General features: G+C 67.7%; 12 protein-coding genes. 3 read left to right on the forward strand and 9 right to left on the reverse strand.

The genetic code is table 11. The features are described from left to right. Window positions 1–134 precede the first annotated feature (134 nt). The 7 genes from H0523_RS07245 to H0523_RS07275 all read right to left on the reverse strand — a co-directional run bounded on the left by H0523_RS07245 (window position 135) and on the right by H0523_RS07275 (window position 6,782). Complete coding sequence (locus tag H0523_RS07245) at window positions 135–767, reverse strand: cytochrome c3 family protein (RefSeq protein WP_054432198.1); 633 nt, start codon at window positions 765–767, stop codon at window positions 135–137. A gap of 16 nt (window positions 768–783) precedes the next feature. Then, entirely contained in the window at window positions 784–1,260 is a 477-nt protein-coding gene (locus tag H0523_RS07250; protein WP_054432197.1) for a nitrate reductase cytochrome c-type subunit, read from the reverse strand. Window positions 1,261–1,280: 20 nt separating this feature from the next. Continuing rightward, the gene (gene napA / locus H0523_RS07255) at window positions 1,281–3,776 is read right to left on the reverse strand and encodes a periplasmic nitrate reductase subunit alpha (protein ID WP_054432196.1); all 2,496 of its coding nucleotides are present in this window, start codon (window positions 3,774–3,776) and stop codon (window positions 1,281–1,283) included. Then, on the reverse strand, window positions 3,760–4,080 hold the full coding sequence (locus H0523_RS07260; protein WP_054432259.1) for a chaperone NapD: 321 nt from the start codon (window positions 4,078–4,080) through the stop codon (window positions 3,760–3,762). The genes napA and H0523_RS07260 overlap by 17 nt, the downstream gene beginning before the upstream one ends. A 23-nt stretch (window positions 4,081–4,103) precedes the next feature. Next, window positions 4,104–4,262 (reverse strand): periplasmic nitrate reductase, NapE protein, encoded by a 159-nt coding sequence (napE, locus tag H0523_RS07265; protein WP_054432195.1) that lies wholly within the window; start codon window positions 4,260–4,262, stop codon window positions 4,104–4,106. 706 nt (window positions 4,263–4,968) lie between these two features. Beyond that, window positions 4,969–5,823, reverse strand: coding sequence for a beta-keto acid cleavage family enzyme (locus tag H0523_RS07270; protein WP_054432194.1), 855 nt, complete (start codon window positions 5,821–5,823; stop codon window positions 4,969–4,971). Next, window positions 5,820–6,782 carry a 3-hydroxyacyl-CoA dehydrogenase family protein gene (locus H0523_RS07275; protein ID WP_054432258.1) on the reverse strand — a complete coding sequence of 321 codons (963 nt, stop codon included), beginning with the start codon at window positions 6,780–6,782 and terminating at the stop codon, window positions 5,820–5,822. The genes H0523_RS07270 and H0523_RS07275 overlap by 4 nt, the downstream gene beginning before the upstream one ends. 195 nt (window positions 6,783–6,977) lie before the next feature. Here H0523_RS07275 and H0523_RS07280 point away from each other — a divergent pair, with 195 nt between their 5' ends. Continuing rightward, window positions 6,978–7,886, forward strand: a complete 909-nt coding sequence (locus H0523_RS07280) for a LysR family transcriptional regulator (RefSeq protein ID WP_054432257.1) — start codon at window positions 6,978–6,980, stop codon at window positions 7,884–7,886. A gap of 46 nt (window positions 7,887–7,932) precedes the next feature. Here the strand turns inward: H0523_RS07280 and H0523_RS07285 are convergent, their stop codons facing one another. Continuing rightward, on the reverse strand, window positions 7,933–8,616 hold the full coding sequence (locus H0523_RS07285; protein WP_054432193.1) for a GntR family transcriptional regulator: 684 nt from the start codon (window positions 8,614–8,616) through the stop codon (window positions 7,933–7,935). A 15-nt stretch (window positions 8,617–8,631) separates the two neighbouring features. After that, window positions 8,632–10,407 carry an IlvD/Edd family dehydratase gene (locus H0523_RS07290; protein WP_054432192.1) on the reverse strand — a complete coding sequence of 592 codons (1,776 nt, stop codon included), beginning with the start codon at window positions 10,405–10,407 and terminating at the stop codon, window positions 8,632–8,634. Window positions 10,408–10,627: 220 nt separating this feature from the next. On the opposite strand from H0523_RS07290, the gene H0523_RS07295 reads away from it, so the two are divergent. Together H0523_RS07295 and pdeR are read left to right on the forward strand one after the other, a co-directional pair. After that, window positions 10,628–11,623 carry a tripartite tricarboxylate transporter substrate binding protein gene (locus H0523_RS07295; RefSeq protein ID WP_054432191.1) on the forward strand — a complete coding sequence of 332 codons (996 nt, stop codon included), beginning with the start codon at window positions 10,628–10,630 and terminating at the stop codon, window positions 11,621–11,623. A gap of 304 nt (window positions 11,624–11,927) precedes the next feature. Then, entirely contained in the window at window positions 11,928–13,925 is a 1,998-nt protein-coding gene (gene pdeR, locus H0523_RS07300) for a cyclic di-GMP phosphodiesterase (protein WP_054432190.1), read from the forward strand. Window positions 13,926–13,935 lie beyond the last annotated feature (10 nt).

Raw genomic sequence — 13,935 nt, forward strand, 5'->3', positions numbered from 1 at the left:
CCAGGTCGATCGGGGCCGCCGCGCCGCGCCGGCCGACCAGGCCGACCGCGCGCAGGCCGGCGTCCGCCGTGGCGTTGGCGCTGTCCGTCCCGGCGCTGTCCGCCGCGGCGCCAGCGAGGGCGGCGAAGGGCGGCTCAACGGGCCGCATGCGGGCCGTCCGGGCCGTTCAGGCCGGGCACCGACGACAGTTCGCCGGGCGGGATGTTGGGCAGCTTGTGGGCGATGCCCTTGTGGCAGTCGATGCAAGTCTTGCTCTTGTCGGCCAGGTAGGTCGAGTGCATGTTCTGCGCGCGCACGCTCTGGCGCGTGAAATCCATGTAGTCGTAGTTGTGGCAGTTGCGGCATTCCAGCGAATCGTTGGCCTTGAAGCGGGCCCATTCATGCCTGGCCAGTTCCAGCCGCTTGTCGACGAACTTCTCGCGCGTGTCGATGGTGCCGAAGATCTTGCCCCAGACCTCCTTGGAGGCCTGCATCTTGCGGGCGATCTTGTCGGTCCAGTTGTGCGGCACGTGGCAGTCCGAGCACAGCGCGCGCACGCCGGAACGGTTGGTGAAGTGGATGGTGCCTTTCAGTTCGGCGTAGACGTTGTCGCGCATCTCGTGGCAGCCGGTGCAGAACTTCTCGGTGTTGGTGAACTCCATGGCGGTGTTGAAGGCGCCCCAGAACAGGATGCCGCCGATGAAGCCGCCCACCGTCAGGAAACCCAGGCTGAAGTGCACGCTGGGCCGGCGGATGATGTTCCAGTAGCGCTTGATGAGTTTGACCATGGCGGTTCCCCGTGCCTTACTTCTTGTCGGCCGCCGGGGCGGAGAGGCGCTTGAGGATCACGTCGATGTCCTGGTAGGTGTTGGACACCAGCGGCTTGGCCTCGGCCTGCGGCACATGGCATTGCACGCAGAAATAGCGCCGTGGCGAGACCTCGGCCAGCACGTTGCTGTCGCGGTCCATGTAGTGGGTCACGCTCAGCGGCGGCGCCTGGGTCTCCTCGGTGTTGACGCGGGCGTGGCAGGCCAGGCAGCGGTTGAAGTTCTTGTCGATCTGGTAGCCGTCGATGCTGTGCGGGATGGTGGGCGGCTGCATCGAATAGGTGCGCATCCGCTTGATGTCCTTGTTCTCGATCGGACTGATCAGCGGCGGGTCGGTCTCGTCGGCGATGGGCGTGGGGCCGCGCATCGGGTCCTGCACCTCGAACGGCGGCGCGGCCCAGGCCGCGATGCTACAGGCTGCGCACAATACGAAAGCGAGAGCGCGTCGGTTCATGGCTGTCTCCGGTGCGCGCGTCAGACCTTGACGATCTTGACCGCGCACTTCTTGAAGTCGGTCTGGAACGAGATCGGGTCGGTGGCGTCCAGCGTGACCTTGTTGATCAGCTGGCCGGCATCGAACCACGGCACGAACACCAGCCCGCGCGGCGGCTTGTCGCGCCCGCGGGTCTCCAGCCGGGTGCGCATCCTGCCGCGCCGCGAGATGATCTCGACCTCGACCCCGCGCCGCAGGCCCATGGCCTGCGCGTCATCGGGGTGCATGAAACAGACCGCGTTGGGAAAGGCCCGGTACAGCTCCGGCACCCGCCGCGTCATGGAGCCGGAATGCCAGTGCTCCAGAATCCGTCCGGTCGACAGCCAGAACGGATACTCCTGGTCCGGCGACTCCGGCGGCGGCTCGTAGGGCAGGGCGTAGATGATGGCGCGGCCGTCCGGGTTGCCGTAGAACTCGAAGCCGGCGCCCGGCTTCACGTACGGGTCGCTGCCTTCGCGATAGCGCCACAGCGTTTCCTTGCCCTTGACCACCGGCCAGCGCAGGCCGCGCACCTCGTGATAGGTGTCGAACGGCGCCAGGTCATGGCCGTGGCCGCGGCCGAACTCGGCGTACTCCTCGAACAGGCCCTTCTGCGCATAGAAGCCGAAGGCCTCGGCCTCCTGGTTGGCGTAGTCCTTGTCGCGGTCGGTATTCGGATAGCGGTTGACCTTGCCGTTGGCGAACAGCACGTCGAACAGGGTCTTGCCGCGGTACTCGGGCTTCTTGGCCAGGAGGTCGGCCGGCCACACTTCCTCGACCTTGAAGCGCTTGGAGAACTCCATCAGCTGCCACAGGTCCGAGCGCGCCTGGCCCGGCGCGTTGACCAGTTGGTGCCAGAACTGCGTGCGGCGCTCGGCGTTGCCGTAGGCGCCTTCCTTCTCCACCCACATCGCCGCCGGCAGGATCAGGTCGGCCGAGATGGTGGTGACGGTCGGGTAGGCGTCGGACACGACGATGAAGTTGTCCGGATTGCGGTAGCCCGGCAGCCCCTCGTTCATCAGGTTGGCGGCCGCCTGCATGTTGTTGTTGACCATCACCCAGTAGGCGTTGATCTTGCCGTCTTTCAGCATGCGGTTCTGCAGCACCGCGTGCGCGCCGACCTTCTCGGGGATGGTGCCGGCCGGCAGTTGCCAGATGTCCTCGGCGTGGGCGCGGTGCTTGGGATTGGTCACCACCAGGTCGGCCGGCAGCCGGTGCGAGAACGTGCCGACTTCGCGCGCCGTGCCACAGGCCGAGGGCTGCCCGGTCAGCGAGAACGGGCTGTTGCCCGGCGTCGAGATCTTGCCCGTCAGCAGGTGGATGTTGTAGACCATGTTGTTGGCCCACACCCCGCGCGTGTGCTGGTTGAAGCCCATGGTCCAGAACGAGGTCACCCGCAGCTTGGGGTCGGCGTACAGCTCGGCCAGGTCTTCCAGCTGTTTCTTCGGCACGCCCGTCAGCTTGGCGGTGTAGTCCAGGTCGTAGCGCGACACGAACCTGGCGAATTCGTCGAACGTCATCGGCTTGGAGCCGCCGGCATCGCCGGCGTTCTTGGCCGCCTTCTGCAGCGGATGGTCGGGCCGCAGGCCATAGCCGATGTCGGTGTTGCCCTCGCGGAACACCGTGTGCTTGTCGACGAACTCGCGGTTCACGCGCTTGGTCTGGATGATGTGGTTGGCGATGTAGTTCAGGATCGCCAGGTCGGTCTGCGGCGTGAAGGTCAGCGTCAGGTCGGCCAGCTCGTACGAGCGGTGCTCGAAGGTCGACAGCACCGCCACCTTCGTTTTGGGCGCCGACAGGCGCCGGTCGGTGACGCGGGTCCACAGGATCGGATGCATCTCCGCCATGTTCGAGCCCCACAGCACGAACACGTCGGCGTTCTCGATGTCGTCATAACAGCCCATCGGCTCATCGGCGCCGAAAGTGCGCATGAACCCCACCGCCGCCGACGCCATGCAGTGGCGCGCGTTCGGATCCAGGTTGTTGGAGCGGAACCCCGCCTTCATCAGCTTGAGCGCGGCGTAGCCTTCCCACACCGTCCACTGGCCCGAGCCGAACATGCCGACCGCCTCCGGCCCCTTGTCCTTGAGCACGCGCTTGAACTGCTCGGCCATCACGTCGAAGGCCTGGTCCCACGACACCGGCGCGAACTCGCCATCCTTGGCGTACTTGCCGTCCTTCATGCGCAACAGCGGCGTCGTCAGCCGGTCGTTGCCATACATGATCTTCGACAGGAAATAGCCCTTGACGCAGTTCAGCCCCTTGTTGACCTCGGCATTGAAGTCGCCATGCGTGGCCACCACCTGGTTGTCCTTGACCGCGACGTTCACGCCGCAACCGGTCCCGCAGAACCTACAGGGCGCCTTCGACCACTTGAGCTTGGCCGCCTCCGACTCCGTCACGATGTTCTGCGTGTAGCCCACCACCGGAATCCCCGCCACCGTGGCGGCCGCGGCGGCGGCGGACTGCTTGATGAACTCCCTACGGGCCATTGCCATCGTCGATCTCCTCGTTCATCGCGGCCAGCGTGTCGGCGTGCTGGTACACCAGCGCCGATGCCAGCACGCCATCCAGGCGCTGGATCTGCGAGATCCGCGCCATCATGTCGTCAGTGGAGGGGGCTTCCAGCGTCACCACCAGCTTGCCGGTCTCGGACGCGCCATGGATCTCGGCGCCCGCGATCGCAAGCACCGCGCGGCGCACCTCGTCCAGCCGACGCGGCGTGGCATGCACGACCAGGCTGGCGATATGCAATTCAGGGGAACCCGGCGCGGCGGCCGGCAGGGAAGGAGGCGCGGACATGGAGGCGGTCCCGTCGGTGCCCATCAGCTGCCCGGAGGACCGGCAAACAACTGATAGAACCAGACAATGAAACCGTAGCCCGCGACGATGATCACCGTAAGAACGGGGGCCATGACCGCCGTCAGGAACAGAAAACTGCGCAGCTCCTGCGGCTTCGTGTAGCCATCAGACTCGTTTGACACACACCACCTCACCAGACAGTCGGGGTATTGCGTTTAACGTGCGGATGTCGAAGTTTTTAGCAGATGCCTTTTCAACACGCAATGTTGCAGCACAGCGCAAAACCCCGCGCCACCGCTATGTGCTTATATATATTGCGCAACCCAGGCAAGAAAGAAACACCCCTCCAAAAACACCCCCGCACAAGCCAGCGTGTAAGTCACGCGCAAGTCACCGAGCAAGTCACCGCAAGAGCCACCGCGTAAGTCACCGCGTAAGCCATCGAGGGCCGCGCAGGGCGGCCCTCGATGACGGGCAATGCAAAGTCTTCCAGCAAAAAATCCCGGCAAAAAAAACGCCAAGAACATTCCCCGCCCCAGCTCCCAAGGCCAGCAAAACACGGTAGCCAGGGGCGTCGGGCCCCCGGCGGGCGCGGCCGTCAGGGGGTGCCCGGCGGAATCCGAAGGCAGGCGCCGCAGGCGCCAACGAGGATGAGCGCGGGGCAGTCCGGCCCCCGCGGGCCGGACCACCCCCGAAGGCCGCGCCCGCCGGGGGCCCGACGCCCCTGGCGGCCCAAGCAAATTGCCCTGAGCGAGCAATCAAAAACGAGCAATCAAAGAAGAGAAAACAAAGACGGGCAATCAAATACAGCCAATCAAAGCCAGGCAAATCATGACCGCCGACCAACGCCAACAACCGCGGAACGACTCCGCCAGCCAACCGCGACTGTTAGGCAACCGCCCCATAGATCCGCCGCGCCTGCGCAGCATCCGCCACCGGCCGCCCCAAAGCAACCGCCCCTTCCACCGCCTGCCGCACCAACTCCCCATTCCCCGAAGCCACCGAACCATCCCGCAGCTTCAGATTATTCTCGAACCCCACCCGCATATGCCCCCCGAACGCCGCCGCCGTCGTCACGCAGGCATTCTCCTGCGCCCCGAACGCGCACACCGCCCAGGGCAGCGAATGGTCATAGGCCGCCAGGAACGGCAGCAGGTCATAGGCCGACGACGTCTGCCCCACGCTGTAGCGCCCCAGCACGAACAGCACCGACCACGCGCCCGGCGGCACCAGCCCGCGCGCGCGCAGTGACAGCCAGCGCCGCACATCGCCCTCGTCGTACAGGATGATCTGCGTCATGATGCGGCGCTCGGCCACCCAGGCCAGGAACGCCGCCAGCTCGGCCTCCGCGATCTCCGGCACCGCGATCTCGCGCAGCCCGATCGACACCGCCTCCGGCTGCAGCTCGCGCACCAGCGCCATCTGCTCGGCCGCCTGGTACACGCCCGCCGCTTCGCTCGTCACCTGCACCAGCAGCTCGTCGCCCACCGCGCGCCGCACCGCCGCCAGCGCGTCGCGGTAGGCCTGCGCGTCCAGCAGATGGCTGCCGTCCGGCTTGCGCACGTGCATGTGCATCATCGCCGCGCCCGCGTCCAGGCAGGCGCGGGCCTCCAGCGCCAGGGCCTCGGCCGTCAGCGGCACGGCCGGGTGGTCGGCGGCTTTCTTGTAGGCGCCGTTGGGCGCCACCGTCACGATGACGGGCGACTCGGCCAGGGCCGGACGGGGAATGTTCACGGCGTTCACGGCTGGATCTCCGGCAGTTCCGGCGCGATCAGGTCCAGGCCCGCGCGCAACAGGCGGTCATAGCGCGCGCGCTCGGCGGCGATGGTTTCCGGCGTCCAGGCATAGAAGCCTTCGCCCGCCTTCATGCCGTAGCGGCCGTCGGCGGCGCGCTCGGTCAGGCAGCGCGCCGGATGGTCGTCATTGCAGAACGTCGGGTACATGGTCGCGCCCGCCGCCGCGTGCACATCGATGCCGGCGTGGTCGCGCTGCATCACCGGCCCGGCCGCCAGGAAGCGGAAACCGAAACCGAAGCGCACCGCCGCGTCCACGTCCTCGGGCGAGGCGATGCCGCGGTCGATCAGGTTGAAGGCCTCGCGCGACAGCGCGTGCTGCAGGCGGTTGGCCAGGAAACCCGGCAGGTCCTGGCGCACCTTCACCGGCACGCTGCCGCAGCGGCGCATGAAGGCGATCAGCGCGTCGGCGCGGGCCTCGTCGCTGGTCTCGGCCATCACCACCTCGACCAGCGGCACCAGGTGAGCCGGCATGAAGAAGTGCAGGCCCAGCATGCGTTCGCGCGTGGCCAGCCCCTGGCCAATGGCGCTGATCGGGAAACTGGAACTGTTGCTCGCCAGGATGGCGTCGGGCCGCGCGCGTTGCACCAGTTCCGCAAACAGCGCCTGCTTGATGTCGAGCCGTTCCGGCACGCACTCGATCACCAGGTCGACGCTGGCCCAGTCCACCTGATCCAGGCTGGCGGCCGTGGCCAGTTGCGCCACCTGGGCCTCGCGGCCGATGGTCTTGAGATTGTCGGCCACGCGCGCCGGCAGGGCGGCCGCGCGCGCCGCGTCCGGCTCGATCACCGTCGTGCGGCAGGCGGCGCGCGTCAGCACCACCGCCACGTCGGCGCCCATGGTGCCGCCGCCCACCACCACCGCATGCGCCGCGCCCGGATTGGGCAGGGCCTTCGCGTCCGTCTGCATGGTTTGCTCCTTGTTCTGAAACCGCTGTTGCATCTGCGTCTGTGTTTGCGTCTGTATCCGCGCGTGTGTCCGCGCTCGTGTCCGCACTTGTGTCCAATTCGGCGCCGAGTGTAGAGAAGCTTGTTTGATTGATGAATCAGATTTTTTGGATAGAATGATCGACAAATCGGATCAATGGACAAGGCGCGGGGCGGTATGCAGATCAATCTCTCGATGCGCGATATCGACACCACCCTGGTGCTGGGCCGCACCCTCAACTTCCGCCAGGCGGCGGCGCAGCTGCACCTGTCGCAATCGGCGCTGTCGACGCAGATCCAGCGCATCGAGGACGCGCTGGGCGTGCGGCTGTTCGACCGCACCACCCGCACCGTGCGGCTGACGGCGGCGGGAGAGGTCTTCATGCAGCAGGCCGCGGCCCTGCAGGTGGCCTTTCGCGACGCCATCGCCGCGGTCAGCGGCATCGCCAGCGCCGAGCATGGCCAGGTGTCGGTGGCGGCGCTGCCGTCGCTGGCCGCGCGCCTGTTGCCGCGGGTGTTGATGGCCTATCGCCAGGCGCACCCGCAGGTGGCCTTGAAGGTGCGCGACACGCTGTCGGGACCGGCCTTCGACCTGGTGCGCGCCGGCGACGTGGACTTCGCGCTGACCGCCGCCGACCCACAGCACGCCGACCTGCATTACCAGCCCTTGATGTCGGACAGTTTCCTGCTGCTGATCCCCGAGGCGCACCCGCTGGCGCGCGCCAGGGGGCCGCTGCGCTGGGCCGACACGGCCAGCGCAGCGCATGTGTCGATGGTGCACCCGAGCAGCGTGCGCCAGTACACCGAATGGGCCTTTCTGCAGAACCGCATCCGCTTCACGCCGGCCTTCGAGGCCGAGCACCTGACCACCATCGTGGCCATGGTGGAATGCGGCTTCGGTGTGGCGGCGCTGCCCGAGATCGCGGCGGGCGCGGTGGCGCAGAACGGCATCGTGCAGCGGCCGCTGATCGGCCCGGTGGCCGAACGCTCGATCGGGCTGGTGACGGCGCGCAACCGCAGCCTGCCGCCGGCCGCTGCGGCGCTGGTGGCGATGTTGCGGCAGTACCTGGCCGAAGAGGCCCGCTGAGGCCGTGACCTCGGCAAGGCAAGGCGGCCGCCAGGTCGTGCGCCGTTCAGGCGCCGCGGCGCGCCTGTTCCGACGCCAGGTAGGCGTCGCGCGACGGCAGCAGGTGCTCGCGGCACAGCGTCATCAGCGTGGCGCGATCGCCGTCGCGCAGCGCGTGGATCATGGCCCAGTGTTCCTGGCGGGCGCGTTCGCGGTAATTGGCGGCGGCCAGCGAGCCGAAGCGGATCGGGTGGGTGCGGCGCGCGTATTCCTCGATGGCCTGGCCCAGCACCGCGTTGTCGAGCAGGCCGAAGAACTCGCGGTGAAAACGCTGGTTGCTGCGGAACACGTGGCGCGCGTCGCCATCGGCCACCGCGGCGTCATGCTCGCGCTGCACCGCGGTCAGCGCCGCCAGCCGCGCCGGCGGCACCGGCAGCGGCATCAGGCTGGCGGCGTGCACCTCCAGCACTTCGCGCAGCGCGTACAGCTCCATCACCTCGCGCGCCGAGAAAGCCCGCACCACCGCGCCGATGTTGCGCTTGCGCTCGACCACGCCCAGCAGCTCCAGCTCCACCAGCACCTGGCGCACCGCGTGGCGCTTCATGTCGAAGCGCGCCATTAGCTCGTCCTCGGTCAGCCGCTCGCGCGGATGCAGCCGGCCGAAGACGATGTCTTCCTCTAGCGCGGCGACCGCCGCCGCCAGGGCGTCGGGCGCTTGCGGTTCGAGGGCGGCGGGGGTGATGGCGTTCATGGGCAAGGGGAAGCGTTATTGCTTGGGCACGGTGTCGCGGGTGGCGCTGGCGCGCAGGAAGTCGAAGTCGACGCCCTGGTCGGCCTGCGTCACGGTCTGCAGGAACAGCTTGCGGTAGCCGCGCTCGGCGGCCGGACGCTCGACCGGGCCGGCCGCCATGCGGCGCGCCAGCTCGGCATCCTCGACCAGCAGGGCGATTTCGCGCCGCGCCACCGACAGGCGGATCCGGTCGCCATTTCGCACGTAGGCGAGCGGTCCGCCAATCGCGGCCTCGGGGGTGACGTGCAGCACGATGGTGCCGGCCGCCGTGCCGCTCATGCGGCCGTCGGAAATCCGCACCATGTCCTTGACCCCGGCGCGCGCCAGCTTCTTGGGGATCGGCATGTAGCCGGCCTCGGGCATGCCGGGCGCGCCGGTGGGGCCGATGCGCTTGAGCACCAGCACGTCGTCGGCGGTCACGTCCAGCGCCTCGTCGTCGATGCGGCGGGCCATGTCCTCGGCGTCCTCGAACACCACGGCGCGGCCTTCATGCTCCATCAGCTTGGGATTGGCGGCCGACTGCTTGATGATGGCGCCGCCGGGCGCCAGGTTGCCGCGCAGCACGGCCAGGCCGCCCACCGGATAGATCGGCGCGGCGACGCTGCGGATCACGTCCTGCTTGAACGGGGCGGGGGCGTCGTCCAGCTCCTCGCCCAGGGTGCGGCCCGAGACGGTCAGCGCGTCCAGGTGCAGCAGCGGCCGCAGCTCGCGCAGCAGCGCCAGCATGCCGCCGGCGTGGTGGAAGTCTTCCATGTAGTGCTGGCCGGAGGGCTTCAGGTCGACCAGCACCGGGGTCTCGCGGCTCATGCGGTCGAGCCCGGCCAGGTCGATGCCGATGCCCAGGCGGCCGGCGATGGCGGTCAGGTGCACGATGCCGTTGGTCGAGCCGCCGATCGCCAGCAGCACGCGCAGGGCGTTCTCGATGGATTTGCCGGTGATGATGCGGTCGGGCGTCAGGCGCGCGGCCGCCATGGCGACGGCGGTGGCGCCGGTGCGCTCGGCCACGCGCACGCGGTCGGCGGTGACGGCCGGGGCGGACGCGCCGCCCGACACCATCATGCCCATCGCCTCGGTCAGGCAGGCCATGGTGCTGGCGGTGCCCATCACCGAACAGGTGCCGACGCTGGCCACCAGCTGGTTGTTGACGTCGGCGATCTCGGGCGCGTCGATCTCCTCGGCGCGGTAGCGGCCCCAGTAGCGGCGGCAGTCGGTGCAGGCGCCGACGCGTTCGCCGCGGTGCGAGCCGGTCAGCATCGAGCCGGTCACCAGTTGGATCGCGGGCACGCCGGCGGACGAGGCGCCCATCAGCTGCGCCGGCACGGTCTTGTCGCAGCCGCCGATCAGCACCACCGCGTCCATCGGCTGGGCGCGGATCATTTCCTCGGTGTCCATCGACATGAGGTTGCGCAGATACATGCTGGTGGGCTGCGAGAAGCTCTCGTGCACCGAGATGGTGGGGAAGTCCATCGGCAGGCCGCCGGCCAGCATCACGCCGCGCTTGACCGCCTCGATCAGCTGCGGCGCGTTGCCGTGGCACGGGTTGTAGCTGCTGCCGGTGTTGACGATGCCGATGATGGGACGCGCCAGCGCGTCGTCGGACAGGCCCGCGCCCTTGATGAAGGCCTTGCGCAGGAACAGCGAAAAGCCGGTGTCGCCGTAGTTGGTGAGTCCGCGCGCCACGCCGGTGCTGCGGTCGCCATCGCTGTCGAAGGGGCCCTTGGCGGGCTTGCCGCCCTTGGTCTCGTCTGCCATTTTTCTTCCCGATAATATTATTGATAATCCAGGGCTGTGATCATATCCACCCTTGGAAATGCCCGGCAAGCGATTTCCGTCGAAAGTTTTATTGATCTTGAAAAAAGATCAGTCGATAGAAAAATTCTGATTCATCAATCAAGAATGGCCTCCTACACTGGCGCGGTTGACGAGCCGGGCGTCCGTTCCATTCCTATACCCATCCCGGCAGGAGACCTACATGTCAGACCTGCGTCTGCGGCCCCGCCGCGCCTTGCTGCTTTCCCTGTTGGCCTTGTGTACCGGCGCCGCCGCGCCCGCCCTGGCCGCCGACGCCTATCCCGACAAGCCCATCCGCCTGATCGTGCCGTATCCGCCCGGGGGCGCCACCGACGTGATCGGCCGCGTGCTGGCGCAGGAACTGACCGGCGCGCTGGGCCAGTCGGTGATCGTCGAGAACCGCGCCGGCGCCGCCGGCAACATCGGCGCCGACCAGGTCGCCAAGGCCCAGCCCGACGGCTACACGCTGCTGATGGGCGCGCTCACCAGCCATTCGATCAACGCGGCGCTGTACCGCGGCCGCGTCACCTATGACGTGGAAAAGAGCTTCGCGCCGGTGTCCATCGTCGGCACGGTGCCGCTGGTGTTCGTGGTCAATCCCACGGTGCAGGCCAATGACCTCAAGCAGCTGATCGCGCTGGCCAAGTCGCGCCCGGGCTACGTCACCATGGCCTCGGCCGGCAACGGCTCGCCGCAGCACCTGGCCGGCGAAATGTTCAAGCGCGCCGCCGGCGTGGACATCCTGCACGTGCCGTACAAGGGCAGCGGCCCGGCCATGACCGACCTGATGGGCGGCCAGGTGCTCAGCATGATCGAGACCGTGCCGGCGGCCCAGGCCAGCATCAAGGCAGGCAAGCTGCGCGCGCTGGCGGTGACCTCGGCGCAACGCGTCGAGGCGCTGCCGGACGTGCCGACCGCGGCCGAGGCCGGCCTGCCGGGCTTCGAGGTCAGCTCCATGTTCGGCATCGTCGCGCCGGCCGGCACGCCGGCCCCGGTCGTCGAGCGCCTGAACGGCGAACTCAAGAAGATCCTGGCCAAGCCGACGGTCAAGGCGTCGCTGCTGAACCAGGGCGCGATCGCCGAGTGGACCACGCCCGCCGATGCCGGCGCCCGCGTGTCCGCCGAACTGGCGCGCTGGACCAAGGTCATCGACGAGGCCGGGGTCAAACCGGAGTAAGCGATGCGGGCAAGGGGGGACATATGTCCCCCCTTGTTGCTTCTTTTACGCCACACGCAGGAAATGGTCACAAATTTTCGACGTTATTGTTTGCATGCTGCGCCGCCAGATGCGCAACAATCTCGAAGCCTGCATACCTCCCGCGAAAGATCCGTAGCGCCGGATCCGGGTGGCGGGAGACAGTTGCCAAGTCTGTTGAAATAATCCGCAATACAGCTGAAACGCTGTTCACGCGGGTGGTTGACCCCGAACTGACTAGGCCGTATGTTTCTCGCAGGCCTTCCTAGGATGGCGGGGGACACCAATGACTGAGACTCAGGACGAAAAATCGATCCTGTACCTGCATTTCGGTACGTCCAGCCCCTATTGGCGGTTGGCAGCCGACAGCAACGCGATCGAACTGGCCGCCGTCAAGGGCGCCACCAACATTGCCTTGGCGCTGCAGCCCGACCAGGCGCAGGCCATCCGCGCCCTGACCGGCATCACGGCCAGCCTGCGCATCGACATCGTGCTGTATGGCGACCCGATCCAGCTGCGGCTGGTCGGCCGCAAGATCAACCCCACCGAATGGGCCGGCACCGCGTCGGCCCACACCGACACCGACTCGGTCGCGCGCGACCTGGTCGAAGGCCTGTCGTTCGCCGAGACCGTGGTGTCCGAGGCCAACTCGGTCATCGTCATCGTCGACCAGCACGGCCGCGTGCAGCGCTTCAACAAAGTCAGCGAGGAATACACCGGCAAGCGCGAGCAGGACATCGTCGGGCGCAGCGTGTTCGAGATGTTCATGACGCGCGAAGAGGCCGCGGCCTCGCGCCGCAACATCGCCGAGTTCTACAAGCGCGGGCAGTCGTACGAGGTCGAGCGCCTGATCAACACGGTCAAGGGTCCGCGGCTGTTCCTGTTCCGCAACAAGTTCGTCACCAGCGGCAGCGGCGAGAAGCGCGTCTACCTGATCTGCTCGGGCACCGACATCACCGAGGAACGCCAGGCGCAGGAACGCCTGCGGGTGCTGGCCAACACCGACGTGCTGACCAACCTGCCCAACCGCCACGCCATCACCACCCGCCTGAAGGCGGCGCTGGCCGAAGGCGAGGGCGCCAGCGGCGGCGTGCTGTTCCTGGACCTGGACAACTTCAAGCGCATCAACGATCACTACGGCCACGGCTTCGGCGACCGCCTGCTCAAGTCGGTGGCGGTGGCGATCTCCAGCTGCCTGTCGCCCGGCCAGACGCTGGCGCGGCTGGGCGGCGACGAATTCCTGGTGCTGCAGGAAGGCGCCGAGGCCTGGCAGCTGGAAGCCACCGCGGCGCGCATCATCGAGCGCCTGCGCGAGCCGTTCCGCCAGGAACTGATCGAGGTCTACACCAGCTGCTCCATCGGCATCGCCATGTACCCCGAGCATGGCGACGACCTCGACAGCGTGGTGCGCAGCGCCGACATCGCCATGTACGTGGCCAAGGAAGCGGGGCGCCATACCTACCGCGTGTTCCAGCCCGAGATGGACCGGCGCAACGCCGACTACGTCTGGCTCGACACCAACCTGCGCAAGGCGCTGGCCGAAGGCCATCTGATGCTGTACTACCAGCCCAAGCTGGCCGGGCGCGGCGGCGAGGTCGACGGCGTCGAGGCGCTGCTGCGCTGGCGCTCGCCCGAGCGCGGCATGATCTGCCCCAGCGTCTTCATTCCGTACGCCGAGGAATCTGGCCTGATCTCGCAGCTGGGCGTGTGGGTGATGCGCGAAGCGGCGCGCCAGGCCGCGGCCTGGAAGCGCGAGGGCCTGGACCTGCGGGTCGCCGTCAACATGTCGGCGCGGCAGCTGGACGACAAGGGCGTGGTCAGCGAATTCATGCGCGCGGTCAACGATGCCGGCCTCGATCCCTGCCTGCTCGACATCGAACTCACCGAAAGCTGCCTGATCGAGGACGAAGTCGCCGCGATCGAGCTGATGAAGCAGTTCCGCCAGCTGGGCGCGCGCGTCCATCTGGACGACTTCGGCACCGGCTATTCATCGCTGTCGCAACTGGCCCGCATCCCGCTGGACGCGATCAAGCTGGACGCCAGCTTCGTGCGCGGCGTCAACGAGAACCCGGTGTCGCAGGCGCTGGCGCGGGCCATCGTCGCGGTGGCCCGCACGCTCGAACTAAAGGTGATCGCCGAGGGCGTCGAGACCCAGGAAGAAACCGCCTTCCTGGACACACTGGGCGTGGACGCCAAGCAGGGTTACCTGTACGCCAAGCCCATGCCCGCAGCCGAACTGACCACCTGGCTGGCGCAGCGGCGCCGGCTGCATCTGATTGCCTGACACCGCCGGC

The organism is Achromobacter insuavis, assembly GCF_902859645.1.
GTDB classification, from domain to species: domain Bacteria; phylum Pseudomonadota; class Gammaproteobacteria; order Burkholderiales; family Burkholderiaceae_B; genus Achromobacter; species Achromobacter insuavis.